The sequence below is a fragment of the Streptomyces sp. PSU-S4-23 genome (genome assembly GCF_055632315.1).
Window position 1 is genome coordinate 4170646 of sequence record NZ_JBVMUU010000002.1, and the last position, 25554, is coordinate 4196199.

Genomic DNA, 25554 nt, shown 5'->3' on the forward strand with positions numbered 1-25554 from the left:
CAACGGCAATCCGTAGATGCAGATGCAGTCCGCCGCGGGTGATACGGGCGGCGGTGTGCAAGGGTCGACATCACGTGACGCTATTTCCCGGATTACAGGGATCCTAGAGTCAGATGGCGCTGCTTATCGGGTGAATCTTCTTCGCAACCAAGCGCAGCAGCCAGCCAGATCGTGGACCTGTCGGACACACTGATCGCGTCGCCGCCTGCCGTAGGTAGTGGGCAGCCTGCCGCGCACCAAGGCCTCAGCCAGAGCGACGTATCGGCCTCCCCGCTGCCACTGCCGTTGTCCTCGAGCGCAGGTGCATTGGATCCGAGGCGAGTTCCGCAGCCAGTTGGAGGGTGAATGTGGCAGTTTGGGCAGTTCCTGCCCAACACATCGTCGGCCGAGCCTGCGCCCACACGCAGCCGGGAGCAGCCTCGCACGAGGCGAGGTTGCGTCGGCGAACCCGCCTGGTACCGGCTGGTCCCGGTCGACACCGTGGCCGCAGGTGCAGCGCTGCCGGCGGCATACCTCGCCTTCAACCCGGACAACGAGACACATGCCCTGCGATGCACGGCGATGGCGGCTGCGTCCGGGCTGCTCGTACTCACCGCCCGCGCCAGCTTCGCCCCACGGAATCAGGGAGAAAGCGGCGTCGCCGACCACTCGTTGCGTGGCTGGCTGCTACCCGTAGGACTGCTCTTGCCTGCCGTCATCCACCACTCCTCGATCAGGCATGCGGAGCAAGGCCTTTGAAAGCACTCGTACTCGCCGGAGGCTCAGGAACCCGGCTACGCCCCATCACCCACACCTCCGCCAAGCAGCTCGTCCCGGTGGCCAACAAGCCCGTGCTCTTCTACGGGCTCGAGTCGATCGCCGCGGCCGGGATCAGGGACGTGGGCATCGTCGTCGGGGACACAGCCGATGAAATCGAGTCAGCTGTCGGGGACGGCGACGCTTTCGGCCTGGATATCACCTACATCCACCAGAAGGCACCCCTCGGGCTCGCCCATGCGGTTCTCGTGTCCCGGGACTTTCTCCAGGACGAGGACTTCGTGATGTACCTCGGGGACAACTTCATCGTGGGCGGTATCACCGGCTTGGTCGAGGAGTTCCGGCGCGCCCGGCCGGACGCCGGGATCCTGCTCACCCGGGTCGCCGATCCGAGCGCCTTCGGTGTCGCCGAACTCGATGAGACAGGCCGGGTCTGTCGCCTCGAGGAGAAGCCGGAACAGCCGCGCTCCGATCTGGCACTGGTCGGTGTCTACCTCTTCTCTCCAGCCGTTCACCGGGCCGTACGTGCCATCAAGCCCTCCCAGCGCGGGGAGCTGGAGATCACTCACGCTCTTCAGTGGTTGCTCGACGAGGGGTACGAGGTTCGCTCCTCCGTCATCGACGGGTACTGGAAGGACACGGGCAACGTCGATGACATGCTTGAGGTGAACAGATCGGTCCTGGAAGGCCTTGAGCCTGCCGTGCGGGGCAGCGTAGACGCGGCTTCGGAGATCATTGGGCGGGTCCGCATCGAGGCGGGCGCCCGGGTGGCCGGATCCCGGATCGTGGGACCCGCGATCATCGGCGCGGGCACCGTCATCTCCCATTCCTACGTGGGGCCGTTCACCTCCATCGCTGCCGACTGTCGCGTGCTCGACAGCGAGATCGAGTACTCGATCGTGCTCGGCGGCTCTGCGATCCGAGGCGTACGCCGTGTGGAGGCATCCTTGATCGGCCGGTACGTCGACGTCACCCCTGCCCCGGCGGTTCCTGCAGCCCACCGTCTCGTACTCGGCGACCACAGCAAGGTACAGATCTCCGCATGACGTACGTCACCACTCGCATCCTCGTCACCGGCGGCGCCGGTTTCATCGGCTCGCACTATGTCCGCACGCTGCTCGGCCCACAGGGCCCCGGCGGTCTCGCCGTCACCGTCCTGGACCAGCTCACCTACGCCGGAAATCAGGCCAACCTGGAACCGGTACGTGGCCATCCAGGCTTCTCCTTCGTCCGCGGCGACATCTGCGACCGAGAACTTGTCGGCAAGCTGGTCTCCGAGCACGACGAGGTAGTGCACTTCGCCGCCGAGTCCCATGTCGACCGCTCCATCCATGGTGCGGACACGTTCGTCCGTACCAACGTCCTGGGCACCCAGACGCTGCTGGACGCCGCGGTGCGCCACCGGCTGCGCACCTTCGTCCACATCTCCACGGACGAGGTGTACGGCTCGCTCGACGAAGGCTCCTGGCCTGAGACCGACCCGCTGTGTCCCAACTCTCCCTACGCGGCGTCCAAGGCGGCCGCCGACCTGCTGTCGCTGGCGTGCCATCGCACCCACGGCCTGGACGTACGGGTGACACGTTGCTCGAACAACTACGGGCCCTACCAGTTCCCGGAGAAGGTCATCCCGTTGTTCATCACCAACCTCCTCGACGACCTGCCCATCCCCTTGTACGGCGACGGGATGAACGTCCGCGACTGGCTGCACGTCGACGACCACGTCCGGGGCATCGAACTCGTCCGCACAGGCGGCCAGCCCGGCGGGGTGTACAACATCGGCGGCGGCACCGAGCTCACGAACCACGACCTCACCGCGCTGCTTCTGGACGCCTGCGGGTCTGGCTGGGGCCGGGTGGAGCACGTCGAGGATCGCAAGGGCCACGACCGTCGTTATTCTGTGGACTGGACCAAGATCCGGTTCGAGTTGGGCTACGCGCCTCGCAAGGACTTCACAGCGGGTCTGGCCGATACTGTCCGCTGGTACCGCGAGCACCGTTCCTGGTGGGAGCCCCTCAAGCGGAGGGCGGCCCGGTGACCCGCTGGATGGTGACCGGGGCCGGTGGGCTGCTGGGTCAGGCGGTCGTCGCCCGGCTGCACGGGGTGGCTGCCATCGCTCTCGACCGGCGCAGTCTCGACATCACCGACCCCGACTCTGTACGAGCCGCCATGGCGGTCCACCGGCCGGACGTCATCGTCAACTGCGCCGCCTGGACTGCCGTCGACGACGCCGAGACCCATGAGACTGAGGCCCTTCGGATCAACGGCCAGGGCCCGGCCCACCTAGCGGCCGGCTGTGCAGCCACAGGTGCCCGGCTCATCCATGTGTCCACCGACTACGTCTTCGCAGGAGATGCCAGCCACCCCTACCCGGAGAACCATCCCACGGAGCCGCGCACGGCCTACGGCCGCACCAAGCTGGCGGGTGAGCGGGCTGTGCTGACGGCTCTCCCAGAAAGCGGGTTCGTGGTGCGGACGGCCTGGCTGTACGGCACGGGCGGGGCCAATTTCGTGCGCACCATGATCCGGCTGGCCGACGAGCGCGACGTTCTGGACGTGGTCGACGACCAGCGGGGACAGCCCACGTGGAACACCGATCTGGCCGATCTGCTGGTGCAGCTCGGTTACGCGGCACTGGCCGGGCAGGCGGCTCCCGGCGTCTATCACGGCACCAGCAGAGGCAGCGCCACCTGGCACGAGTTGGCCCAGGAGACCTTCCGGCTGCTGGGCGCCGACCCGACTCGGGTCCGGCGCGTCAGCAGTTGCGCATTCCCTCGGCCCGCGCATCGCCCCGGCTACAGCGTGCTCGGCCACCAGCGCTGGAGCGAAGCCGGCCTGTCCCCGATCCGCGACTGGCGCACGGCGCTCGCCGAGGCCTTTCCGTCGCTGCTCAGCGCTGAGCGGCGATGACCGGTTCGGCGGACCGATCACTACGCAGTCGGCCGTACCACTCCAGGCACTCCCCATAATCGGGAAGCAGTCCCCTCTCCGCGGCCTCCTGGAGCGTAGGAGCCGCCGCGTCCTTCTCGGACAGCAGCGGCCGCATTCCCTCTGGCCAGTCGATGCCCAGTTCCGGGTCGAGCGGATGGATTCCGTGCTCGCGCTCCGGAGTGTACGGAGCACTGCACAGGTACACCACCGTCGCATCGTCGGTCAGAGCCATGAACGCGTGGCCGAGTCCTTCGGACAGATACACGGCTCTGCGCTGGCGTTCGCCCAGTTCGACTGCCTCCCACCGCTTGAAGGTGGGTGATCCACGCCGGATGTCCACGACCACGTCGAGGACCGCGCCACGTACACAGGTCACGTACTTGGCCTGTCCGGGCGGCACGTCTGCGAAGTGCACACCACGGAGCGTGCCACGCACGGACACGGAGCAGTTCGCCTGCACCACGCTGAGGCGATGACGCAGAGCCGCGGTAAATGCCGCCTCGGTGAACCACTCGTGGAAAGCTCCCCTGGGGTCCGAGAACACCCTCGGCTCGAGCACCCACGCTCCTTCCAAACCCAATGCGTGCATGCCCATACTCCTCAGCCTGTCACTATCAATCTGAACGAGCCTGTCGGCCGCCGGTCACAGCATTCGGCCACTGCACTGAAAAGACGCATGGCCGCTACCTGGACTGACTCGGGCTGCTGGCTGAACCGCGAACAGATGCTCCCGACACAGCGCTTTCTGCCCTCCCCGGCGGGCAAGCACGAGTGCACCGGTGACCGATCCGGACACACCGAGTTGATCACCAGATCATTTTCATGGTCGGCCGACACGGAATGATTCAGCCACGGGGGAATCCGCCCAACATGTTGATAAACGTCAAGCCGAGCAGTTTCAGATCGAGCCGCAAGGACTGGATGCCTGCATAGAGCAAATCACAACGCAAACTTTCCTCCACGGTGCTGGTGTAACCGCCGGTGAGCTGTCTGATCCCGGTGACACCGGGCCTGATCAGATGACGCAGATCGTAATGCGGGATGTGCGGCAGCTTGCGGAATTCCGCAACGAATGATGGTCGTTCCGGCCGTGGCCCGACCAGGCTCATGTCACCGCGCAATACGTTCCATGCTTGCGGTAGTTCATCCAGGCGGTACCGCCGGAGGTACCGCCCCACGCGCGTGACCCGTGCGTCGCCCTCACTGCAGAGGACAGGGCCTGTTTCTCGCTCGGCATCGACGCGCATGGTGCGAAACTTGATCAGCCGGAAGACCCGACCGCTCTTTCCTACGCGGTCCTGGAAATAGAGCGGTGGTCCGTCCCAGCAGACAGTGAGAGCAATCAGCACCATCAACGGAATCAGAACCGGAGCTGCGGCCAGGAGCATCAAGATATCGAGTGCCCGCTTGGCAACACGCCCCTGGAGACTCTTCCGTCTGCGCAGTCGTAGCCATGGCAGGCCGCCGAACCGGTGCAGCCGCACCGAGCCGAGCAGGCCGTAGACGGGGCGCGCCAGGACAAGAATATCCACTTGGTGCGCGCGGCACAATTCCACCATACGGTAGTCGATAGCGTCCATTGGGGACTTCAGCAGCAACAGCTTCGGCCGGCCCAACGACAAAGCGAGCTGAAGATCGGCCAGGTCCTCGCCAGGCCTCAGACGCGCGGTGACATTGAACTCCTCATCCAGCCGGTCGGGACACCCCTTGGCCTCTGCGGCCCCTTCCACGACAATCGCTCGAACCCGCGTGTCCGCACCGCCGGAGCGGGTCTTCCTCTGTGAGGGGAAGCTGAGTCCGTCTGCTGTCACGGGCTCCGCAGGCGCAGCACCACGCCCAGGAAAGACCGGAGGAGCACCGGCTGTCGAATGAGCGGGATTGGATCCCCTAAATGGGTCAGTTAGCGGGTTCCTGCGAGCCACTGTCAACCTCCACAGAGATGCTGCCGCATTCCTTGCTCATGGCATCCACATACCGATCCAATAGACGCCAGCGGATATATTTAGACAGACTTCACCTCCCTGAGGATGTCCTGACATCACATCAGGCGGGTGAAAGTTCCTCTCGGCGGCATCTGTGGTGCACCGACGTATGCAGCGTCGTGGAAGACTCACCCATGCACTCCCGAAGCGCACTTGCCGACAAGGAAAATGCACGCACGAAGGCCCCGTGCATCGCCGAGCGTCTGGTCGCCGACGTCTTCACCGCCCTCGACGAGCAGACCGTCGTCATCCCGGGCGCGGAGGCAGCCGCGGTGATCGTGCCCAAGCTCGCGGCAAACTCACCCCACTGCTGGACTAGCACAGACAACTCGTCTCCGGCATCGCGGAGCTTGTGGAGACCCACCCACTTTCCGAGCTCCTGACGCCGATGCCCGGATAGGTGTCAGGACCGGAGCCAGGGTCCTCATCGACGTCGGCGACGGATCCGCCTTCCCCACCGCCAGCCACCTCGCCGCCTACGCGGGACCGGCCCCCGTCTCTCGACGGTTCCGGGTCCTCGATCCGTGGCGAGAGCCCCTCCCGAAGAGGCAACAAGCACCTCAAACAGGCCTTCTTTCCGTCCGCTTTCAAGAACGGCTCCCACGTCTCCAGCCTGTCCACGTTCAGGACACAAACGCCCAGTGTCCCTGGGCGACCCAACCCTGCGAATGGCGCGGTCAGCTGATCGAGAAGGTAGCTGCCTGAGGTGCCGTACGGCATCTCAGGCCGGGCACGTGATCGAGGGCCCCGGGCGGGCTGGGGAAACATCCCGCGGCGCAGCCCAGGGAGCCTTCTCGGTGCCGTACGGCGAAACCCCGAAGGGTCACCGATATCCTCCTGATTCTCAACTCCGGGAGCTCGGAGGGGATGTCACAGCTCGGCAGCAAAGCCCGGCCCGTTGCCCCGGCCCGGGCACGTCACCCTCCGGGACCAGGTACGTTCGAAGGCGTGGCTGGATTCAGGATCGGACGCGGCCGGGACAACCGCGCTGCTCAAGCGCGACCGCAGCAACCCCCGTACGGACAGCAGGCACCGCAGGGCCCGTCGTACGGCTATCCCTCTGCGCCACCGCAGCAGCAGTACGGCGGGAGACATCCCCACGGCGGTCACCCGCAGTGGAGGACGCCGCAGGGGCACGGCGAGCCGGAGTACTTCGGCGACGGCGGCCCGGGCCACCCGGGGGCCGCGGATCCCTACGCCGCCAACAACCCGGGCCACACCCAGGCCTTCTCCGTCGGCGAGGACCCGTACAGCGCGGGTGAGACGTACCGCGCCGGCCAGGCGTCGGCACCCCCGGTCGGTCCCCGCCTGCACTGGAAGGACCTGCTGCGGGGCATCGTGTTCTCTCCCGCACAGACCTTCCTGCAGATGCGGGACTACACGATGTGGGCCCCCGCCCTGATCGTGACCTTCCTGTACGGCCTGCTGGCGGTCTTCGGTTTCGACGGCGCGCGCCAGGACGCGATCAACGCCACGCTCTCGAACGCGGTCCCGATCGTCCTGATCACGGCCGTGGCGATGGTGATCAGCTCCTTCGTCCTGGGCGTGGTCACCCACACGCTGGCCCGTCAGCTCGGCGGCGACGGCGCCTGGCAGCCCACGGTCGGGCTCTCCATGCTGATCATGTCCATCACGGACGCCCCCCGCCTGGTCGTCGCGATGTTCTTCGGCGGCAACGCGTCCTTCGTCCAGCTCCTCGGCTGGCTGACCTGGGTCGCGGCGGGCGCGCTGCTGACTCTCATGGTCTCGAAGTCCCACGACCTGCCGTGGCCGAAGGCGCTGGGAGCGTCGGCGATCCAGCTGATCGCGATCCTGTCGATCATCAAGCTGGGGACGTTCTAGCCACAGCCTGACGGGAAAGGCCCCGGCGCCGCGTGCGCCGGGGCCTTCGTATCCCCTCGGCGGAGCCTCAGGCGTCCAGCACCTGCCCGGACCGCCTCACGACCGGCGGGTCGACGCTCCACGGAAAGTTGATCCAGCCGTCCGTGCGCTTCCACACGTACTCGCACTTCACCAGGGAGTGGGACTTCTCATAGATCACCGCCGAGCGGACCTCGGCCACGGTGTCGACGCAGAAGTCGTGCACCAGCTTGAGGGTCTTGCCGGTGTCGGCCACGTCGTCGGCGATCAGGACCTTCTTGTCGGTGAAGTCGATCGCGTTGGGGACGGGGGCGAGCATGACGGGCATGTCGAGGGTGGTGCCCACGCCCGTGTAGAACTCCACGTTGACCAGGTGGATGTTCTTGCAGTCCAGGGCGTAGGCGAGACCGCCGGCCACGAAGACGCCGCCGCGGGCGATGCTGAGCACTATGTCGGGTTCGTAGCCGTCGTCGGCGATGGCCCGGGCGAGTTCCCGGACCGCGTGCCCGAATGCCTCGTAGGTCAGGTTCTCCCGTATGCCGGTCATGTCCCGCTCACACCTGGGTCCGGTGGAAGTTGAGGAAGGAACGGGAGGGGGTGGGTCCGCGCTGCCCCTGGTAGCGGGAGCCGTACCGCTCGCTGCCGTACGGGTACTCGGCCGGCGAGGTGAGCCGGAACATGCACAGCTGCCCGATCTTCATGCCCGGCCACAGCTTGATCGGGAGGGTGGCGAGGTTGGACAGCTCCAGGGTGACGTGCCCGGAGAAGCCGGGGTCGATGAACCCGGCGGTGGAGTGGGTGACCAGCCCGAGCCGTCCCAGGGAGCTCTTCCCCTCGAGCCTCGACGCCAGGTCGTCGGGGAGGGTGATGACCTCGTACGTGCTGGCGAGGACGAACTCCCCCGGGTGGAGGATGAACGGCTCGTCGCCGTCCGGCTCGACGAGCCGGGTGAGGTCGACCTGCTCGATGGAGGGATCGATGTGGGGGTACCTGTGGTTCTCGAACACCCGGAAGTAGCGGTCGAGCCGCACGTCGATGCTCGAGGGCTGCACCATGGTCGGATCGTACGGGTCGATCACGACCCGTCCGTTGTCGATCTCGGTCCGGATGTCCTTGTCTGAGAGAAGCACGCCCCGAGAATACGCAAGGCGTGCGGAGCCCCCACAATCGCGGCGGCTCCGCACGCCCCTACCGCTGAGCCGCTACTGCTTCCCCGAGGGCACCGGCACCACATTGCGGAGCCGGGCGCAGCGGGGACACCGGAGGAGCCGGCCGGGGCCTAGGCGCTCGGCCTGCTGCATCGGGAACGAAGCGGTGCTGAACACGTGCCCCTCGGCACAACGGACGACGGTGCGCTCCATCAAGTCCTCTGAGTCCCTTCCCCAAGAGCCTTCGTCTCACTGGCGTGACGGACGACGAAAGCCACATTACGGGATGAAAGGGACGGTCCTCCAGGCGGCACTCCGGCCACCCGCAACCCCCGCTTCCCTCCCCCACCGTACGCCCCAACTCCGGCCCGGCACAGCCCCATCCGAGCCTCGGGACGACCTCGGCCCCCGCGGCTTCAGCGCCGGGGGGCCGGGATGAGGTAGAGTGAGCGGGCGTTCCGGCGCCGGATGGGCGGTCGGACTTACGCGGGTGTAGTTTAATGGTAGAACATCAGCTTCCCAAGCTGAGAGCGCGAGTTCGATTCTCGTCACCCGCTCCATGATGAAACCCCAGGTCAAAGGTCTGGGGTTTGCTTGTTGTCTAGTCCAATTTGGGGGCTCCGTGCCCTTCGCGTGCCCTAAGTGGAGGTCAGGCGACGCTCTCGCGCCCCTTGGGCGGCAGTTCGGCCACTGCGACACCCAGTCATCTCGAATCCTGAGATCCTTTTTCGGTGACCTGGGTCACAGTGTGCGCAAATGGCGCACAAGTCGCTCCAGCAAACCCGCACTTGTCGAGCCTTGAGCACGCTACCCCTTGGTCGTTCTGCTCCGACCTTACGAGCCTGACCGAGACAGCCGGCGTCCCAGCCGATGGCAGAGTGTGCGGATGCTTCCTCCGCCTGGGGCTAGCGACATCACGATGTCTGCGCCCGATGCCTTCGACGTACCGGTATTCGTCAGACGCAGCTCCCCCTTGAACCCCGCGAAAGGTCCCTCGCACACAGAGGTGGAGATGGCCCGGCAGTCCTGGCCGCCAACGAGCAGCGTCCCTCCCGACGGGGACTACCTCGTCACCACCACCTGGCGAGCCCTGCTCGACGGCACGGAAACCGGCGTATTCACCGAGCCCTCCTCGGCCAGCACCGACACGAGCTCCTCACGCCCCACCCGGGCCCGCTCGACTCGCTCCCGCGCGGCATCCACCTCCGCCTGAGCCTGCTCCAGGACCTCCGTCCAGGACTCCAGATCCTGCCTCGCCCGCGCCTCACGCTGTTCCAGCAACCCCAGCACCGACGGCATCGCACCCTCCTTGATCAACAACAAGCCGTCCGCTGCCTGCCCCTACACGGTCGCCGTCATACCCCACACACGAAGAAGTCCCTGCTCATCGAACAGGGACTCCCTTTGCCATAACGCACTAAGCGACCACCACGGCACCCGCTGGCCACGCCGTGGGCGGCGCTGCATGCGAGAGGCGGCAGGCGCGGGCGGCCGTGAGGGCCCGTGCCTGCCGCGCTCCCGGCGGGGTTACAGCGGGCAGGTGATCTGGAAGGCGACCGTGTTGGGGTCGCTGGGGACAGGGCAGAGGAACTGGTCGTAGCGGGTGTCGCTGTCCACAAAACGCTTGAGCCAGGCAATGCTGTACTGGGCGACCGTGGTGTTCGGGCTCGCGAAGGTGAAGTGGTCGGCGCCCTTGAGCTCGACGAACGCCTTGTCGCGGGCGCTTGTCAGTCCGTTGTAGAAAGGCAGGGCGAACTGGGAGACGGAGGCCACGGTGTCGTTGTCGGCGCCGAAGATCATGGTGGGCACCGTGATCCGGCTGGAGACGTCCGTGAGGTCCCAGGGCGCCAGCGGGATGGCCGCCTTGAGCGAAGGAGTGCTCGCCGCGCTCTCCAGCGTGCCGCCGCCTCCCATCGACCAGCCCATCACGGCCAGCCGGTTCGGGTCGATCTCGTTCTTCACCGCGCTCTGGGTGGTCAGATAGGCCAGCGCGGCGAGCTGCTGCTTGCTGCGGTCGGCGGGGAAGTCCCACAGTGCGTTGCTGTCCAGGGTCATCACCACGAAGCCCTGGGAGGCCAGCCGGGGCCCGTACCAGGCGATCTCCGACTGCGGGGCGACGAAGCCCGGCATGATGACGACGGCGCCGAAGGTGCCCTGGCTGGTGTCGGTGGGGTAGTAGACGGTGCCGTCGTTGAAGCCCTGGCCGCTGCCCGACGGCACGGTGACCGAGGCGATGGCGAAGGGGCCGGTCTCGGCGGCGATGCTCGCCCAGGTCGGGTCCGGGCCACGCTGGTAGGGGTTGGCGGCGGCCTGGGCGGGGGTGGTGAGGGCTACCGCGGTGACGAGCGTGAGGATCGCCATGAGCGCTCTAAGGAGGAGTTTCACCAGGAGTCCTCTCGGCGGGCCGTCAGTTGGTGTAGACAGCGGGGGCGCCACTGACGCTGCTGTCGGTCACGGGGGCGTAGGTGGCCGTGAAGTAGCCGTTCGCCGCGCACAGCCCCGATCCGGAGACCTTGGTGAACGCCTGGTTGGTGAAGGCCAGGCTGTTGCCGCTGTTGGAGCTCGCCGCGGAGAGGCTTGGCGCCTGGTAGACGCAGGTTACGGAGCCCAGCAGGGTGGAGAGCACCACCGTGGTCTGGATCGTGCCGCCAGTGGCCGGGGTCACCGTGACGGTGCCGTCGGAGGACGCGGAGGTGGTGTAGGGCAGGTTGTTGACTGTGATGCTCCGCACCGCGGAGACACCGAAGACGTTGCTGGTGCAGCCGCTGAAGGTCTGGGAGGTCGCGGACTCGGTGGCGGTGCCCGGGGCGGCCGGGTTCGCCGTCACCGTGGCGGAGAGCGCCGAGCCTGTGCAGGTGATGCCGGAGGTGCCGTTGCTGCTGGTGGCAAGCGTGGCCTTGGTGCCGCTCGCCAGTGAGGCGGTGAGTGTGTCGCCGACGGAGACGGCGTTGCCGCCGGCGCTGCCGTAGGTGAGAACGGCGCCGTCCGCCGAGGCGGCGGTGGCCGGCAGGAGGGCCAGAGCCGTCAGGGCGGCCGTGGCGGTGAAGGCGGAGACGATGTATGTGCGCATGCGGGGACCTCTGATGCAGGTGTGGGGTGGCGAAGAGGGCCGGGCCGCCGTCCCGGCACGGGCAGGGCGGCGACCCGCGCATGGCGGTTCCCGGGCGAGCGGGAACGACCGGACCAGTACGCGTCTCTGGACACAAGTCAGGGCACGCGGCAGCACTTGTTGACGGCCTTGCGGGTGCGTGACACTGACGGCTCTCGCGGGCCTACGACAGCGGGCCCGCACTTGTTGAAAACCTGTGAAGTTTGTAAACCTGATGGGTATTCAAGTCAAGGCAGTGCGTGCAAGTTCCCGAGAAAGGACGTGAAATGGCAGCAGGCCCGTCCGCGCGGCCTCCGCTGGTGCTGCCCGGTACCCGGACCGGTCGCGACCCGGAACGCTCGCTGCGACGAGGACCGCGCCGCAGCTCGGCCGAGGCGGTCGCCGCGAACCAGCGCGACCGGCTGCTCGACGGCTTCGTCCGCACCGTCGCCCAGGCCGGCTACACCCGCACCAGGGTCAGCGACATCTGCCAGGCCGCGGGCGTGACCAGACCGGTCTTCTACGAGCTCTTCAACGGCAAGGAGGACGCCTTCCTCGCCGCCCACCGATACGGCACGTCCATGGTCTTCAGCGCCATGGAGGAGGCCCACGCCCGGGCCTCCGACTGGCCGGGCCGGGTGCGCGCCGGGCTCGGCGCGCTGCTCGGCATCCTCGCGGAAGCGCCCGAGTTCGCGGCCATGGCCATCGTGGAGATCGACGCGGTCGGCCCCGCCGGCCGGGAGGCGCGCGAGGAACTACTGGCCCGCTTCCGGGAGTTCTTCACCGACCTGCCCGAAGTCGAACTGCCGATCGCCACCGAGGAACTGGTCGACCTCGTGGTCGGCGGGGTGTACTCGGCCATCTACCGACAGATCGCCGCGGGCCGGACCGCGGAACTGCCCACCCTGCTGCCCGGCCTGGCCTTCTCCGTACTGGCCCCATTCCTCGGCCCGCAACACGCTGCCGAGCGTCTCGCCGCCCCGGTGCCCGCCACCAACTCCTTGCCCGCCTGCCTGACCCCGGACAGCTGATCCGACGACACCAGTCTCATGAATCGCTCCCGCACTGTACGGAATATCGCAAACTCGGATATTCCGCGTCTTCAACATTTAGTGGGGGGTGCGCCCCCCGTCGGCTCCGTCGCGTGGTTGCGCAGCGTGAGCGTAAGCGTTGGTTCTCTCGGTTCCGGAAGCCTTGCATTTTGGGTTCCCGGTCACTCGGGGTGACAGGGGCTGGTCGGGGGTCTGCAGGTGGGGCGGGGATGTTTCGGCCTGTTCCGTGAACCTTTGGGGCGGGCGGGCCCTGCGGGCCGGGGTTTCGGCGGCTTGGTGATCGCGGGGAGAGGCTGTCGCACGGCTCCTGCCCGGTGAAGGTCAAGAGCGATTCGTTGTTCGGTTCCGAGGATCAGGGAGGCGTCTGAATCTTGGCTGGTGGGTCGGAACCTCTTGTCGTGCGACCGTGAACGTGATCTTGAGATGCCGCGGGATGTGCGGGACTGGCTGCGCCCGAGCATCTGTGCTGGAAGGTGCTCGACGTCGTCGAGCACCTTGACCTGTCGGCGTTCGAGAACAGCTACCGCGACGACGGGCGGGGCGGGGTGGCCTACCCTCCCGTGAGCCTGATTGCGTTGCTCCTGTACTGCTACAGCATAAGGAGTACGTTCCTCCCGTCGCATCGAGCAGGCTTGCTGGGACGACGTGGGCTGCCGAATCATCACCGCGAACCGCCGAGTGGACCACCCCACCGTCGCGCGGTTCGTACGATGCCACCGTGTCGCCTTGAATTCGCTGTTCGTGCGGGTGTTGTCGCTGTGCGGCCGACGTGGCCTGGTCGATCTCTCGGCGGTGGCCGTGGACAGCTCGCCGATGGAGGCGAACGTCTCACGCGACGCCAACCAGCGGCTCCACCGCCTGGAGGAGACCATCTCCCATTGCGAGAAAGAGATCCACACGCTCGTTGGTGTGGTATGCGCGAGCGGCAGCGACGCTTGTTGATGGGAGCGGAGGCCCTGCTGCTGGGACACGGTGGCATCCGGGCCGTCGCGCGGGCGGCCATGGTGAGCGAGACGACGGTCCGCAGTGGTGTGTTCGAGCTGGAGGCCGGCGAGGCCCCGCTGGGACGGGTGCGGCGGCCGGGCGGAGGCCGCAAACGGGTCGCGGACCTCGATGCGGGGCTGCGGCCCGCGCTGCTGGCGCTGGTCGAGCCGGACGAGAGGGGTGATCCGATGTCACCGCTGCGGTGGACGGTGAAGTCGACCCGCACCCTCGCGCGGGAGCTGACCCGGGCCGGGCACAAGGTCAGCGCCGATACCGTCGCCGATCTGCTGCGGGAGGAAGGCTTCAGCCTGCAGGCCAACGCCAAGACCCTGGAGGGCGGCCAGCACGCCGACCGCGATGCCCAGTTCCGCCATCTCAACGAGCAGGCGCGCGAGCACCGGGACGCCGGCCAGCCGGTGATCAGCGTGGACACCAAGAAGAAGGAACTCGTCGGAGATATCAAGAACAGCGGCCGGCAGTGGCGGCCTGCCGGTGAGCCGGCGCCGGTGCATATCCACGACTTCGCCGACCCGAGGCTGGGCAAGGCCATCCCGTACGGGATATACGACCTGGTGGCGAACACCGGCTGGGTCAACGTCGGCACCGATCACGACACCGCCGCGTTCGCAGTGGAATCGATCCGCCGCTGGTGGTCCGGCCAGGGCCGGGCCGCCTACCCGCAGGCGACACGACTGCTCTTCACCGCCGACGCGGGCGGCTCCAACGGCTACCGCACCCGGGCCTGGAAGCTCTAACTCGCCCGGCTCGCCGCCGAAACGCACCTGACCATCACGGTCTGCCATCTGCCGCCCGGCACATCGAAGTGGAACAAGATCGAGCACCGGCTCTTCTCCCACATCACCATGAACTGGCGCGGCCGCCCGCTGACCAGCCACGAAGTCATCGTCCAATCCATCGCCGCGACCACCACCCGCACCGGGCTGCACGTGACCGCCCAACTGGACACCAACACCTACCCGACCGGAGTCGCCATCGGCGACGCGGAGATGGCAGCCCTGCCACTGACCCGCCACGCCTTCCACGCAACCCGCCGTGTGCTCGCCGCCGCCGTGGTTCTCGCCGCCGCGGCTGCTGCCGTACCGCTGGTCGCCATGGCCGCACTCACGCCGAACGCCGGCACGCCGACCGTGGCCGCCGATGCAGCGGCTGCCGACGGCCGCTACTTCGGCACGGCGGTGGCCTCGGGCAAGCTCGGCAACTCGACGTACTCCACCCGAGGCGGAGGTGTGCGGGACGGATCCGCGACCGGATCCGTCCCGCACACCTCATGGGGCTGTCAGGGCCCTTCAGTCCCGGGCGGTGGTGTCAGCCGAGGCGCCACTGCTGGTTGCTGCCGCCGTTGCAGTCCCACAGTTCGACCGCCGCGCCGCTGGCGGTGGACGCGCCGGTCACGTCCAGGCACAGGCCCGACTGGACGCCGGTGATGGTGCCGTCGGAGTTGAGGTTCCATTGCTGGTTGGGTCTCCTTCGTGACGTACGGCCCGGCCGGCAGCAAGACGATCTACGTCGGCGTCGCCGACCGGTCCACCTCCCTGTACCGCTCCACCGACGGCGGCAGCACCTGGCAGGCCGTCTCCGGGCAGCCCACCGGCCAGATGCCGCAGCACGGCGTGCTCTCCGGTGACGGCTCGCTGTACCTGACCTACACCAACAACCTCGGCCCCAACGGCGTGACGGCGGGTTCGGTGTGGAAGTACACGCCGGCCGGCGGGGCGTGGAAGAACGTCTCCCCGTCCCAGGGAAGCTACGGGTTCTCCGGTCTGGCCGTCGACCCGCAGAGGCCGTCCACGGTGACGGTCACCACCCTCGACCGCTGGTGGCCCGAGGACGAGCTCTACCGGAGCACCGACGGCGGCGCGACCTGGAAGGCACTGGCCGCGAAATCGGTGCGGGACCCCTCCGCCGCCCCGTATGTCGGTACCGGCATCGGGCACTGGATGACCGCCCTGGCCATCGATCCCTTCGACTCCGGGCACGTGCTGTACGGCACCGGCAGCGGCATCTGGGGCAGCAAGGACGTCACCGCCACCGACAGCGGCGGCACCAGCCACTGGACCGTGGGGGCCCAGGGGCTGGAGGAGACCGCACTGGCGGACGCGATCGCCCCGCCCGGCGGCGCCACCCTCATCACCGCCATGGGCGACCAAGGCGGTTTCTGGTACGACTCCCTGACCAAGGTGCCCGCCGGACGGCTGAACAGCCCGACGATGACCAACAGCACCGACATCGACTTCGCCCAGTCCAACCCCTCGATGACGGTCCGGGTCGGCCATGGCGGCGAACAGGACGGCGCCTACTCCACCGACGGCGGCCGCAACTGGAACGGCTTCAAAGCAGAGCCGGTCGGCAGCGCCGACAGCGGCCACATCGCGCTCGCGGCGGACGGCTCCACCATCGTCTGGACCGAGGCCGGCCAGGCCCCGTACCGCTCGACCGACAAGGGAGCGAATTGGTCGAAGGTCAGCGGCCTGGGCACCGACGCCGTGGTCGTCGCCGACCGCTCCTCGGCCAAGACCTTCTACTCACTGACCGGCGGCACCCTCTACGCCAGTACCGACGGCGGCGCGACCTTCACCGCCCGCGCCACCAACCTGCCCGCCGGCCGGCTCACGGCCGTCCCCGGCATCGCCGGGGACCTGTGGATCGCCGGCAGCGCCAAGGGGCTGCTGCACTCCACCGACGGCGGCCGCACCTTCACCACCATCACAACGGTGCAGTCCGCCTCCGCCCTCGGCTTCGGCAAGGCCAAGCCGGGCACCTCCTACCAGGCCCTGTACCTGATCGGCACCGTCAAGAACATCACCGGAGTCTTCCGCTCCACCGACAAGGGCGCCACCTGGCTCCGCATCAACGACGACGCCCACCAGTGGGGTAACTTCGCCGGCCTCGGCATCATCACCGGCGACCCCGACACCTACGCCCGCGTCTACGTCGGCACCAACGGACGCGGCCTCCAGTACGGCGACCCGTCCTGAGCCCGACGCCCGAGCGGGGCCGCAGCCACAACGGCCTGCGGCCCCGCATCGTCAAGGCGAGGTCCACGTAAGCCCTGAGCGTGGCCACCTCGGCGCGGTCGAGTGCGCCGTGCTCGACCGCGGCAACACGGGGTCAGCGCCTGCTCACGTCGGACCTCTGACAGCTTGTGAGCATGTACTTTGGCGGAAGGCCCATGGAGGTGCTCGAGGGGAAAGCGGGCTCTGTCAGCCCGCTTGGGCCGGGATCCGTAGGTTCACCTCGTAGCCGCCGTCGCCGGTGGGTCCTGAGTCGAGGGTGCCGTCCAGGAGTTCGGCGCGCTCCCTACGACCGATGAGGCCCCGGTGGGAGCCAGGGAGGGGCAGAGCGAGGCGGGTGGGGGTGTGTTCGTGACCGTCACGCCGTAGGCGTCGCCCTCGCGCCAGAGCCGTACGGCCGCCGGTGGCGCCGGATGCGTGTTGCGGACGTCGGTGAGGGCTTCCTGGACGGTGCGGTAGACGGCGCGCTGGGCGGGTGTGCTGATGTCCGCAGGGAGTTCGCCGGTGAGCTCGGTGTGGATGCCGCTGGTCGTGACGGTGTGCGGAGGTCGGCGAGAGTGGGCTGCGGGGTAAGTTCTCTGGCTCGCCCCCCGGAGGCCCTGAACAGCGTGACCATGTTCCGCAGTTCGTCGAGGGGGTCGACGCTGAGGGAGCGGATGGTGCTGACGCCCTCTTTGAAGTCACGGTCCGCGGCAGCCACTTGAGGGTCCCCGGCCTGTACGTTGATCAAGCTGACCTGGCGGGACACGACATCGTGCACTCGCGGGCGAGTTGGGCGCGTTCGCGCGCGAGCACGGCCTGGGAGTGCAGGAGGCGTTCGTGTTCGCGGCATCGTCCACCTTCCAGCGTCGAATGGGCCTCGCCACGCTCTGTGTACGCGAAGGCCGTCCCCAACCGAAGTCCGGCCGAGCCCAGCCCAACACCATGCTCGTCCGTGCATGCGCCTGCCGACCGGTCTTCGCGCCCCGTGCCCATAGCGTGCCCATAAGAGCGGACAACCACGGTCAACAGCGGTGCGATCCGACCCGCACGACCGCCCGAGCAGAAGCCATCTGCGCACGTCAGAGCGATACGGCCCGCCCAAGCGCCATCGCTTCCCAAGCTGAGAGCGCGAGTTCGATTCTCGTCACCCGCTCCAACACGAACTGACCGGTGGGAAGGCTGCGCACCTCAACCCCAACCACCAGGCCCTGCCTCATTGCCGTCTCCGGGGGCGCCACTCCTCGCGGTAGTCAGGGTGCTCGGCGTACGACTGCGCGAGGACGCGAAGGGCGTACGCAAGACCGGCAAGGCGCGAGTCGGCCGGATCCATCACCTTGAGGTCCTGGGTCAGCTTGTCAACCAGGTCGAGCATCGGCAGGTGGCTGTCGAGGAGGGCCTCACCACCGAAGGTGTGAGCGACGTGGGCATAGACGTGGTTGTCTTCCTCGTTGCGGGCGCGGAGGAACTCCAGAAGGTCGTCCATGGGCTCATCCTCGCGTGCCGTCTGCGTCGCCGGCCTGACGGGTTCTGTCCCCGCTGTGGCACCTCGCACGCTCGGTGCGGATCAGGTCGTCGAGGCCGGCGGCCACCTCGCGTTGCCGCTCCTCATCGGAGTGCTGACCGGATCAGCGCAGCCTTCCCGGAGGACTGGCCCGCGCGGACCGTCCTGTCCTTGAGGGCCGCGCCGGAACGGGTCGAGAGGCTGTGACCGGTGCGACGAAGATCGTAGAGGCGGAAGCCGTCCGGGAGACCGGCGACCGCGCGGGCCCGACGTCACTTCCGTCCGCAGGGCGTTCGTAGCGGCGTATCGCCTGGCCGGTGGCGCGGTCCAGGTGGGTGAGCCGGGCCAGGCCGCAGCGGGTCGGTACGCGGTGCATAGTGTCCGGGGTCAACCGCAGCGGGCCGGCGATGCGGGCCGGTACCCATCGGCGCGGGACGTGGACTTCGGTGATCCGGCGTTCGGCCCGGGCGGGGAAGCGGGGCGGGCTGAAGTGCGGCCGGCTGGAGCGGCCGGTCATGCCCGTCTCGCCGAACTGGCGTAACGCTCGGCGCATCGCCGGACCGTGGTCGGCGAGACCTGGAAGCGTTCTGCGGCCCGGCGGAGGGGCCAGCCGTCCTCGACCACGCAGCGGGCAGGCGCGGACGGCCGGTCTTTCCAGGACGACAACGACTTCGGCTCGGTCGTCCGCCTCCCTCGCAGCCGCGTACGCCTTCCCCAAGACCCCCGTCAGAACGCCGATTGCCGATGGTGCACACCCGCCGGCAACCTCGCACGCGGCGACAACGGCGACCGTGCGATGCGGCACATCCCCTCAAGGTCGGTAACTACCTGGCCTTGAGGGAACTTCACTGTGCCGTCGTGTGCTCTGCCGCCGTCGCCCCGTTCAGGGTCCGGCGGGCGACGAGCGCCGCGTTGAGGTGCTGCCAGTCGGCGGGCCGGCTGGGGTGGAGGCCGGTGAGGTGGGCGATGCGACGGATGCGATAGTCGACGGTGTTGGGGTGGACATGCAGGGTGGCGGCGGTGCTGCGGCGGTCGAGGTCGTGGAGGAGGTATGTCTCCAGCGTGCGGAGGAGTTCGGGTTTGCGGTCGAGCGGCTTCAGGAGCAGGGCGAGGCCGCTGAGCGCTTCGCTGGGGCGGCTGAGCTGGTAGTCGAGCAGTACGTCGGCCAGCCGGTACAGGCCGGGCCGCCGACCGGTGCGGCGGACCAGGTCCACGATTTCCGAGGTCTGGGTGACGGCGGAGGGAAGCGCGGAGGGGGCGGTGACGGCGGCTGCCGCGGTGATGGACGTACCGGTCGTGCGGGCCATGTGGTCGACCAGTTCGCGCAGTTCGTCCCAGGGCGGCGGGGTGGTGGCGGGCATGAGCGCGGTGCCGCCTGTCGGGTCGAGGGCGGTGAGGCAGGTCTCGTCCGCGAAGTGGTCGAGTGCGGACTGCACGCGGCGGATCTTGCGGCGGGCCGCGATCCTGGCCCGCGGGCCGGGGCCGTTCTCGTCCTGGTGCCGGCTCAGGGACAGGCTCATCGCGACGTAGTGCGGCGCGAGGCGTAATCCGGTGCGCCGGGTGAGGTGCTCCAGGGGTTCTCCTGCCAGCAGGGCCGCCATCAAGGCGTTCCGGCCCACCTGCTCCTGGCTGTCGATGATCGTCCGGGCCTCCAGGTAGGCGGCGCTGACTATGGCGGTCAACTGCCTCTGGAAGAGCAGCAGATGGGTCAGGGTCTCCTGGAGGTCCGCCAGGTCGAGGGGGTCCGCCCTGCTGGTGATCTCGACCCAGCTCATCTCCGTTCCGATCTGGTAGGCGCTGAGGATGGCGTCCAGAGGCACGCCCTCGTCGGCCCGTTGGGCGGCGGAGTCGCGCTGCCGGGTGAGTTCGTCGGCCCGGGGCGGCGCGCGGCGCTCCAGAACGTCGGCGAACAGCCGCAGGCTTCGCTGGACGATGTCCGCGATGTCCCCGGCGACTTCTTCGGACGGCAGCTCGGCGTAGGCGGGCAGCTCGGACAGCAATCGCTCCAGCACGCGCTTCGTGAGGTTCGGAACGCGGGCCCGCAGATGGGCGCCGACCGGCCGTCCGCCGATGGACAGAGGTGTGCCGCCACGGTCCCGTTCCTTGTTATGCGTCACAACGTCCCCAGGAGAACTCTGCGTTACCGGCCAGTTAAAGGCCGCCTCTTGCGTCTGCATGATGACCGGCGACACATTCCCCGGCATCTGGGAGCCGTTGTGAACTCTAGGTCGAACGCAGGCGTTTGGCACCTCGTCAAGTGCGGCATCGGGGCCGCCGCGGCCATGGGCATGATGGTGGGCGTGAGCACCACGCCGGCCGCCGCCGAAAGCGGCGGGGAGCGGTATGTGGCGCTCGGCGACTCGATGGCCTCCGGCCCGCTCATCCCGGACGTCACCGGGCCGCTGGGCTGTGGCCGCTCCACGCACAACTACGCCCACTACCTGGCGCAGTCCCTGGGCGCCGCCCTGAAGGACGTCACCTGCAGCGGGGCGGCGACCGAGCACATGACCAAGTCCCAGAAGCTCTCCGTGCTGGGTGTGCCTGCGGGAGAGGCACCGCCGCAGTTCGACGCGCTCGCCTCCGACACCACGCTGGTCACCCTCACCGTGGGCGGGAACGATGCCGGCCTCGTCGGCGTCGGCCAGAGCTGCGTCCGGCTGGACCCGACCGCAACACCGTGCAAGGAGTCCTACGTCAAGGACGGGGTGGACCAGGAGGCCCAGCGCATCGACGCGTTCGGCCCGAAACTCGCGGCCGTGCTCGACGGCATCCACCAGCGTTCCCCGAAGGCCCGGGTCCTGGTCACCGGGTACGGCGAGTACATCAAGTCCGGTGGCTGCTGGCCCCTGGTGCCCGTGCTGCCCGAGGACGCGGACTGGCTGCAGGGCAGCGTCGACCACATGAACCGCGTGATCGCCGACCAGGCGGCCGCGCACGGCGCCACCTACGTCGACGTCCGCACTCCCAGCGCGGGGCACGACACCTGCCAGGCTCCCGCGGACAAGTGGATAGAAGGCTTCGTCCCCACCGACCTCGCGGCACCGCTGCACCCCAACCGGCGCGGCGAGGAGAACTACGCGCGGATCATCGGCCAGGTCCTGTCGGCGGGGGCGTGAGATGGCTGCCGACCGGCCCCGTACGGCGTCCGCCGCGCTGCTCGTACTGCTCTTGGTGCTCGCCCCGTTCGGATCCGGCACGTCGGCCGCGTACGCCTGGTCGGCAGGGGACGGCGGCCGGTCCGGGGGCGCCGCGCCGAGCGGGGACGCCGCGCCGAGCGGGGACGCGCCCGCCCGCGGCGACTGCGACCCGATCACGCCGGCCCCCTGTCTGCTGCCCTTCCCCAACGACTGGTACACCAGGGCCGACCCCACCACGCCCACCCGCCGCCGGGTCGCGTTCGCGGCACAGGCCATGCCCGCCAATGTGCTCGGCGACCGGGCCGATCCGACGGCCTGGAACCGCGCCGACGGCTTCTCGCCCGGCTCCGCCCTCCTCGTCCACTTCCCCGGCCTGGACCTGGCGTCCACCGGGGCCGCACCGATCACGGACATCGGCCGCTCCCTGGACGACGACGCCCCGATCGTCATCGTGGACACGGCCACCGGTCAGCGGTGGCCGTACTGGGCCGAACTGGACGCGAACGCCCGCAGCGCCGACCGGCAGGCCCTGATCGTCCACCCGGCGCGGAACTTCACCGACGGCCACCACTACGCCGTCGCGCTGCGCGGTCTGAAGGACTCGGCCGGCAGGCCGCTGCCGGTACCGGCGGCCTTCACCCGGCTCGCCGGGCCCGCACTGCCGCACGACGACCCGCTGTACGCCCGCCAGCACGCCCTCAGACCGGTACTGAAGGCCCTGCGGCACGCGGGTGTGGGCAGCGTCGGCCTCGATCTCGCCTGGGACTTCACCGTCGCCTCGACAAAAAGCCTCACCGGCGACCTCCTCGCCATCCGGGACGACGCCTTCCGTCAGCTGGGCGGCGCACCACCCGCCTACACCGTCACCCAGGTGAAGGACTTCACCCGGGAGCAGGATCCGCGCATAGCCCGGGAGGTGCACGGAGAGGTCACCGTCCCCAGCTATCTGAGCGCTCCCGGTGGCCCACCCGGCTCGTTGCTCAACCGAGCTGCCGACGGGACGCCCAGCCAGCAGCCCGGAAACGTCCAGAAGGCGGCCTTCCGGTGCGAGATCCCACGCAGCGCACTCGACCGCCCGTCACGGCCCGCGCTGTACGGACACGGGCTGTTCGGCAGCCGCTCAGAGGTGGGGGCGGGCAACGTCAAGGCGATGGCGGACGAGCACGACATCACCTTCTGCGCCACCGACTGGATCGGTATGGCCGGGGAGGACGTGCCCACCGCCGTGGCCGCCATGCTCGACCTCGGCCGCTTCCCGGCGCTGCCCGAACGCACCCAGCAGGGCATGCTGAACGCCTTCCTCGTCGGCCGGGCCCTCGTCCACAGCCGGGGATTCGCCGATGACCCGGCGTTCCGCTCCGCCGACGGCAGGCCGCTGATCGACACCGCCCAGGGCCTGGTCTACGACGGCAACAGCCAGGGCGGCATCCTCGGGGGTGCGCTCGTCGCCGCCTCCCCCGACATCCGCCGCGGCGTGCTGGGGGTCACCGGCATGAACTACAGCCTGCTCCTCAACCGCAGCGCCGACTTCGGCCCCTTCCAGACCGTGCTGGACCTGGCCTACCCGGACAAGATCGACCAGCAGCTGTACCTGGCCCTCGCCCAGATGGTCTGGGACCACGGGGAGACCGACGGCTACGCAGGCCATCTCACCCGCGATCCGCTGCCCGGCACCCCCCGGCACCAGGTGCTGATGCACATCGCGTACGGCGATCACCAGGTGGCGAACATCGCGGCCGAGGTGGAGGCCCGTACGCTCGGCGTGCGGCTCGTCACGCCCGCGCTGGCAGCGGGCCGCAGCCCGGACCGGGTCCCGTACTGGGGCATCCGGCCGGCCGGAGAGCTGCCCTACCGCGGGTCGGCCATGGTGGTGTGGGACAGCGGAACACCGTCGCCGCCCACCGGCAACACCCCGCCCACCGAACCGGCCTACGGCCACGACCCCCACTCCGATCCGCGCAACTCACCCGCCGCACGGCGCCAGAAGGCCGCCTTCCTCGACAGCGGCGAGGTCGTCGACGTCTGCGCCGGCGCCCCGTGCACCGCCGTCCCCGCCTCCTGAACGACACCCGCCGATCTGCGCAGCGTGCCGGGTCCCGCAAGCGGCTTTAGCTTGATGGTCCCGGGTCGTTCCAGCAACGGGTACCGCGACTGCTGCTGGTCGACCATCGATCGGGTCCTCGTCATCCGCTCGCTGCTGGAGTCCGGACCGCCCGTGCGGTTGGTCAAGGAGGTCCTGCCTCGCCGCACGGACGGTTCCGGTGGTGTCGGCACGGTCGTGGTGTGTGCGGAGTTCCTGTCGGTGCCGCCGGGGTCGACTTCGCGGACGTCATGCAGGCCCATGGAACCTACGCAGGAGGAACACAGGCGCCCTACGCGGCGGGCTTCGAAACGGCCGGCGAGATCGTTGCCGTTGGTCCGGAGGTCGCCAACCCACTTGAGGTTGGCACCCACGTCGTCGGAGCCGGACCGGGCGACTTCGCGCAGTACATGACGATGTCGGCCGCGGAGGTGCTTGCCGTCCCAGCCTGGCCGCCACCACATCCTTCACCGGACGCATCGTCGTGTTCGGTGCCGCCTCCGGCAACGCCAGCCTGACCACACACGACCTGGTTCTCACCCATCCCGTGCAAGTCAAGGGCCTGCACATCGGCGCGCCGGCAACCGCGGCCCCGTCCATCTACGGCGAACTGCTCGCCGAGATCAACACGCTCATGGCCTCCGGCGTGCACTTGCCCGGCACTCCCCAGGTCCATCCCCCGGCAGAGGGACCGGCCGTGCTGCGCACACGGACGGGTGTGGTTCTACTGCCGCCACTTCGGGCTGAGTGCGATGGTGCGGAGCTGCCCCATGGTCAGCGCCGGGGTGGTACGGGTCGCGGCGGTGTGCTGGGTGCCGGAGTTGAAGGCACTGATCACCACCCGCAAGCCGTCGGGGCGCATGGTGTCGACGGTCCACATCACGACTCCGGCACCGCCCTTCTCCCCGGGCCCCTGCCGCTCGGCGACCTTGGTGCCGTCGGAAAGGGTCTCGGAGCCCGATCCGTAGAGCTGGTGCACCACGTCGCGGTCGGCGTTCATGCCGGGCTGCACGTTGACCTGGACCAGGCTCTCGCCCTTCCCGTCGTCGACGACGAGGTAAGTGAACTGGCCGTCGTCGTCGCTGCCGTGGGACGCGACCTTCAGGCCCTTCGGCATCAGACCGGTGAGGGTCTGCCTGATCGCTGCGCCGCCCCCGTCCTGCGGAATGGGCGCTTCCTGCGTTTGCCTCGGGTCCTGGGGGATGGCGTCAATGAGTCCGCGCCATTCCTTCGCCGCCGCGACCCTCTTCAACTCGCCGGACCCCAGGGGCGGTTCAGCGCGGCTGATCGGCGCGTCCTTCTCTGCGGCGGCGTTCCACTCGCTCACCGAGACGTGCTGCCCCGTCGGGGTGACCAGGTTCGCGGTCCACAGTTTGGTGTCCACTCGCCGGTCCGGATACTCGTATCCCTTCAGGATGGTGACGACCGACGCGTCGGGCAGCCGGGTGGTCACACAACTGTCGTAGGGGATGTAGGCCTTGTCCGGACACCGGACGGCCTGGCGTGCGTCATAGCCGCCCGGCCTGACCCGGCTCAGGGAGACGCTGAGGGCCGCGGCACCCTTGCCGTCGTCGTAGACGAGCTGCGCGTACGGGAAACCCCGTGGTTCCTCTTGGGTGCCCCGCCCCGTCGCCTCGCTGAACTTGCCCTTCGGCAGCAGCCTTTCGAGCGTCCGGATCATCTCCTCACCGGTGACGGGGGCGGAGGAGGAGGCGGAGGCAGAGGAGGAGCCGGCCGGGTGCGGGGCGGCGGCCACGGAAGCCGGCCGCGGGTCGGACGACGACCCGCTCCAGGGCATCAGCAACGCCCCGCCCACCCCGGCGAGCGCGACGCCGGCCACGCCGCCCACGATGGCGGCCCGGCGTCGCAGGCGAAGCCGTCGACCGCGGGCCGTCCCGGCCGCGGCGAGCGCGGCCCCGTCGGTGTCGAAGGTGCTGCCTGCCTGGTGCAGGGCGGCAGAGAGCCGGTCCTCGAAGGGCTCACTGTGCTGATCGACGGGCATGACACATCACCGTTTCTGCTGG

The 25554-nt window shown here is 68.8% G+C and carries 19 protein-coding genes, 1 tRNA gene and 7 pseudogenes; 13 read left to right on the forward strand and 14 right to left on the reverse strand.

All coding sequences use genetic code 11. From position 1 onward, the window contains the following. Positions 1-734: 734 nt before the first annotated feature. Genes ACZ79I_RS19035 through rfbD form a run of 3 tightly spaced genes read left to right on the forward strand, consistent with a single transcriptional unit; the run spans position 735 to position 3663 of the window. Positions 735-1802 carry a glucose-1-phosphate thymidylyltransferase gene (locus ACZ79I_RS19035; protein WP_471498714.1) on the forward strand — a complete coding sequence of 356 codons (1068 nt, stop codon included), beginning with the start codon at positions 735-737 and terminating at the stop codon, positions 1800-1802. Then, the gene (rfbB, locus tag ACZ79I_RS19040) at positions 1799-2791 is read left to right on the forward strand and encodes a dTDP-glucose 4,6-dehydratase (RefSeq protein ID WP_471498715.1); all 993 of its coding nucleotides are present in this window, start codon (positions 1799-1801) and stop codon (positions 2789-2791) included. Before ACZ79I_RS19035 ends, rfbB begins: the two co-directional genes overlap by 4 nt. Before the next feature lie 8 nt (positions 2792-2799). Then, positions 2800-3663: a dTDP-4-dehydrorhamnose reductase gene (gene rfbD / locus ACZ79I_RS19045; protein WP_471505063.1), complete on the forward strand. Its 864-nt coding sequence runs from the start codon at positions 2800-2802 to the stop codon at positions 3661-3663. Here rfbD and rfbC read toward each other — a convergent pair. Both rfbC and ACZ79I_RS19055 read right to left on the reverse strand, forming a co-directional pair. Next, positions 3644-4273 (reverse strand): dTDP-4-dehydrorhamnose 3,5-epimerase, encoded by a 630-nt coding sequence (rfbC, locus tag ACZ79I_RS19050; protein ID WP_471498716.1) that lies wholly within the window; start codon positions 4271-4273, stop codon positions 3644-3646. The genes rfbD and rfbC overlap by 20 nt on opposite strands. Before the next feature lie 256 nt (positions 4274-4529). Beyond that, positions 4530-5495, reverse strand: coding sequence for a sugar transferase (locus ACZ79I_RS19055; RefSeq protein WP_471498717.1), 966 nt, complete (start codon positions 5493-5495; stop codon positions 4530-4532). Between the two features lie 567 nt (positions 5496-6062). On the opposite strand from ACZ79I_RS19055, the pseudogene ACZ79I_RS19060 reads away from it, so the two are divergent. Together ACZ79I_RS19060 and ACZ79I_RS19065 are read left to right on the forward strand one after the other, a co-directional pair. Continuing rightward, positions 6063-6255: pseudogene (locus tag ACZ79I_RS19060) on the forward strand (IS110 family transposase); the annotation flags it as partial. A 278-nt stretch (positions 6256-6533) separates the two neighbouring features. Then, on the forward strand, positions 6534-7508 hold the full coding sequence (locus tag ACZ79I_RS19065; protein WP_471498718.1) for a YIP1 family protein: 975 nt from the start codon (positions 6534-6536) through the stop codon (positions 7506-7508). A gap of 67 nt (positions 7509-7575) precedes the next feature. Here the strand turns inward: ACZ79I_RS19065 and ACZ79I_RS19070 are convergent, their stop codons facing one another. Both ACZ79I_RS19070 and dcd read right to left on the reverse strand, forming a co-directional pair. Continuing rightward, entirely contained in the window at positions 7576-8073 is a 498-nt protein-coding gene (locus ACZ79I_RS19070; protein ID WP_471498719.1) for a phosphoribosyltransferase, read from the reverse strand. A 7-nt stretch (positions 8074-8080) separates the two neighbouring features. Next, positions 8081-8656, reverse strand: a complete 576-nt coding sequence (dcd, locus tag ACZ79I_RS19075) for a dCTP deaminase (protein WP_471498720.1) — start codon at positions 8654-8656, stop codon at positions 8081-8083. Between the two features lie 504 nt (positions 8657-9160). Here dcd and ACZ79I_RS19080 point away from each other — a divergent pair. Beyond that, positions 9161-9234, forward strand: a tRNA-Gly gene (locus tag ACZ79I_RS19080). A gap of 502 nt (positions 9235-9736) precedes the next feature. On the opposite strand, the gene ACZ79I_RS19085 is transcribed toward ACZ79I_RS19080, so the two are convergent. From ACZ79I_RS19085 to ACZ79I_RS19095, 3 genes are all read right to left on the reverse strand, one after another. Further along, the gene (locus ACZ79I_RS19085; protein WP_471498721.1) at positions 9737-9973 is read right to left on the reverse strand and encodes a hypothetical protein; all 237 of its coding nucleotides are present in this window, start codon (positions 9971-9973) and stop codon (positions 9737-9739) included. A gap of 228 nt (positions 9974-10201) precedes the next feature. Beyond that, the gene (locus ACZ79I_RS19090) at positions 10202-11035 is read right to left on the reverse strand and encodes a dienelactone hydrolase family protein (RefSeq protein ID WP_471505065.1); all 834 of its coding nucleotides are present in this window, start codon (positions 11033-11035) and stop codon (positions 10202-10204) included. A gap of 46 nt (positions 11036-11081) precedes the next feature. After that, a complete protein-coding gene (locus ACZ79I_RS19095; protein ID WP_471498722.1) occupies positions 11082-11744 on the reverse strand; it encodes a Tat pathway signal sequence domain protein in 663 nt (220 codons plus the stop codon). Positions 11745-12049: 305 nt separating this feature from the next. Here ACZ79I_RS19095 and ACZ79I_RS19100 point away from each other — a divergent pair, with 305 nt between their 5' ends. From ACZ79I_RS19100 to ACZ79I_RS19110, 3 genes and pseudogenes are all read left to right on the forward strand, one after another. Further along, positions 12050-12793 (forward strand): TetR/AcrR family transcriptional regulator, encoded by a 744-nt coding sequence (locus tag ACZ79I_RS19100; protein WP_471498723.1) that lies wholly within the window; start codon positions 12050-12052, stop codon positions 12791-12793. A gap of 747 nt (positions 12794-13540) precedes the next feature. Next, positions 13541-13756 (forward strand): hypothetical protein, encoded by a 216-nt coding sequence (locus ACZ79I_RS19105; RefSeq protein WP_471498724.1) that lies wholly within the window; start codon positions 13541-13543, stop codon positions 13754-13756. After that, positions 13729-14841: pseudogene (locus tag ACZ79I_RS19110) on the forward strand (ISAzo13 family transposase); the annotation flags it as partial. The gene ACZ79I_RS19105 and the pseudogene ACZ79I_RS19110, both read left to right, overlap by 28 nt. A 283-nt stretch (positions 14842-15124) precedes the next feature. On the opposite strand, the pseudogene ACZ79I_RS19115 reads toward ACZ79I_RS19110, so the two are convergent. Then, a pseudogene (locus tag ACZ79I_RS19115) lies at positions 15125-15277 on the reverse strand (RICIN domain-containing protein); the annotation flags it as partial. On the opposite strand from ACZ79I_RS19115, the pseudogene ACZ79I_RS19120 reads away from it, so the two are divergent. Further along, positions 15262-16794: pseudogene (locus ACZ79I_RS19120) on the forward strand (WD40/YVTN/BNR-like repeat-containing protein); the annotation flags it as partial. The pseudogenes ACZ79I_RS19115 and ACZ79I_RS19120 sit on opposite strands and share 16 nt — an antisense overlap. 225 nt (positions 16795-17019) lie before the next feature. Here ACZ79I_RS19120 and ACZ79I_RS19125 read toward each other — a convergent pair. From ACZ79I_RS19125 to ACZ79I_RS19145, 5 genes and pseudogenes are all read right to left on the reverse strand, one after another. Next, a pseudogene (locus tag ACZ79I_RS19125) lies at positions 17020-17664 on the reverse strand (sensor histidine kinase); the annotation flags it as partial. Positions 17665-18025: 361 nt separating this feature from the next. After that, on the reverse strand, positions 18026-18295 hold the full coding sequence (locus ACZ79I_RS19130) for a DUF6221 family protein (RefSeq protein WP_471498725.1): 270 nt from the start codon (positions 18293-18295) through the stop codon (positions 18026-18028). A 4-nt stretch (positions 18296-18299) separates the two neighbouring features. Beyond that, positions 18300-18585, reverse strand: a pseudogene (locus tag ACZ79I_RS19135) (tyrosine-type recombinase/integrase); the annotation flags it as partial. A gap of 5 nt (positions 18586-18590) precedes the next feature. Next, a pseudogene (locus tag ACZ79I_RS19140) lies at positions 18591-18979 on the reverse strand (leucine zipper domain-containing protein); the annotation flags it as partial. 179 nt (positions 18980-19158) lie between these two features. Then, positions 19159-20391: a PucR family transcriptional regulator gene (locus ACZ79I_RS19145; protein ID WP_471505067.1), complete on the reverse strand. Its 1233-nt coding sequence runs from the start codon at positions 20389-20391 to the stop codon at positions 19159-19161. A 213-nt stretch (positions 20392-20604) separates the two neighbouring features. Between ACZ79I_RS19145 and ACZ79I_RS19150 the strand changes: the two genes are divergently transcribed. The 3 genes from ACZ79I_RS19150 (at position 20605) to ACZ79I_RS19160 (ending at position 24048) form a co-directional block, all read left to right on the forward strand. Beyond that, positions 20605-21429: an SGNH/GDSL hydrolase family protein gene (locus ACZ79I_RS19150; RefSeq protein ID WP_471505069.1), complete on the forward strand. Its 825-nt coding sequence runs from the start codon at positions 20605-20607 to the stop codon at positions 21427-21429. Between the two features lies 1 nt (position 21430). Beyond that, positions 21431-23512 carry a hypothetical protein gene (locus ACZ79I_RS19155; RefSeq protein ID WP_471498726.1) on the forward strand — a complete coding sequence of 694 codons (2082 nt, stop codon included), beginning with the start codon at positions 21431-21433 and terminating at the stop codon, positions 23510-23512. 269 nt (positions 23513-23781) lie between these two features. Further along, a complete protein-coding gene (locus ACZ79I_RS19160) occupies positions 23782-24048 on the forward strand; it encodes an alcohol dehydrogenase catalytic domain-containing protein (RefSeq protein WP_471505072.1) in 267 nt (88 codons plus the stop codon). A gap of 206 nt (positions 24049-24254) precedes the next feature. On the opposite strand, the gene ACZ79I_RS19165 is transcribed toward ACZ79I_RS19160, so the two are convergent. Then, positions 24255-25532 carry a hypothetical protein gene (locus tag ACZ79I_RS19165; protein ID WP_471498727.1) on the reverse strand — a complete coding sequence of 426 codons (1278 nt, stop codon included), beginning with the start codon at positions 25530-25532 and terminating at the stop codon, positions 24255-24257. Positions 25533-25554: the final 22 nt, after the last annotated feature.

Coding starts and splice junctions, on each gene's coding strand:
- ACZ79I_RS19155 (WP_471498726.1), top strand. CDS start 21,431: ATGGCTGCCGACCGGCCCCGTACGGCGTCCGCCGCGCTGCTCGTACTG.
- ACZ79I_RS19095 (WP_471498722.1), bottom strand. CDS start 11,744: ATGCGCACATACATCGTCTCCGCCTTCACCGCCACGGCCGCCCTGACG.
- rfbB (WP_471498715.1), top strand. CDS start 1,799: ATGACGTACGTCACCACTCGCATCCTCGTCACCGGCGGCGCCGGTTTC.
- ACZ79I_RS19130 (WP_471498725.1), bottom strand. CDS start 18,295: ATGGACGACCTTCTGGAGTTCCTCCGCGCCCGCAACGAGGAAGACAAC.
- ACZ79I_RS19160 (WP_471505072.1), top strand. CDS start 23,782: ATGCAGGCCCATGGAACCTACGCAGGAGGAACACAGGCGCCCTACGCG.
- ACZ79I_RS19065 (WP_471498718.1), top strand. CDS start 6,534: ATGTCACAGCTCGGCAGCAAAGCCCGGCCCGTTGCCCCGGCCCGGGCA.
- ACZ79I_RS19085 (WP_471498721.1), bottom strand. CDS start 9,973: ATGCCGTCGGTGCTGGGGTTGCTGGAACAGCGTGAGGCGCGGGCGAGG.
- ACZ79I_RS19150 (WP_471505069.1), top strand. CDS start 20,605: ATGGTGGGCGTGAGCACCACGCCGGCCGCCGCCGAAAGCGGCGGGGAG.
- rfbC (WP_471498716.1), bottom strand. CDS start 4,273: ATGCACGCATTGGGTTTGGAAGGAGCGTGGGTGCTCGAGCCGAGGGTG.
- ACZ79I_RS19100 (WP_471498723.1), top strand. CDS start 12,050: ATGGCAGCAGGCCCGTCCGCGCGGCCTCCGCTGGTGCTGCCCGGTACC.
- rfbD (WP_471505063.1), top strand. CDS start 2,800: ATGGTGACCGGGGCCGGTGGGCTGCTGGGTCAGGCGGTCGTCGCCCGG.
- ACZ79I_RS19070 (WP_471498719.1), bottom strand. CDS start 8,073: ATGACCGGCATACGGGAGAACCTGACCTACGAGGCATTCGGGCACGCG.
- ACZ79I_RS19090 (WP_471505065.1), bottom strand. CDS start 11,035: ATGGCGATCCTCACGCTCGTCACCGCGGTAGCCCTCACCACCCCCGCC.
- ACZ79I_RS19165 (WP_471498727.1), bottom strand. CDS start 25,532: ATGCCCGTCGATCAGCACAGTGAGCCCTTCGAGGACCGGCTCTCTGCC.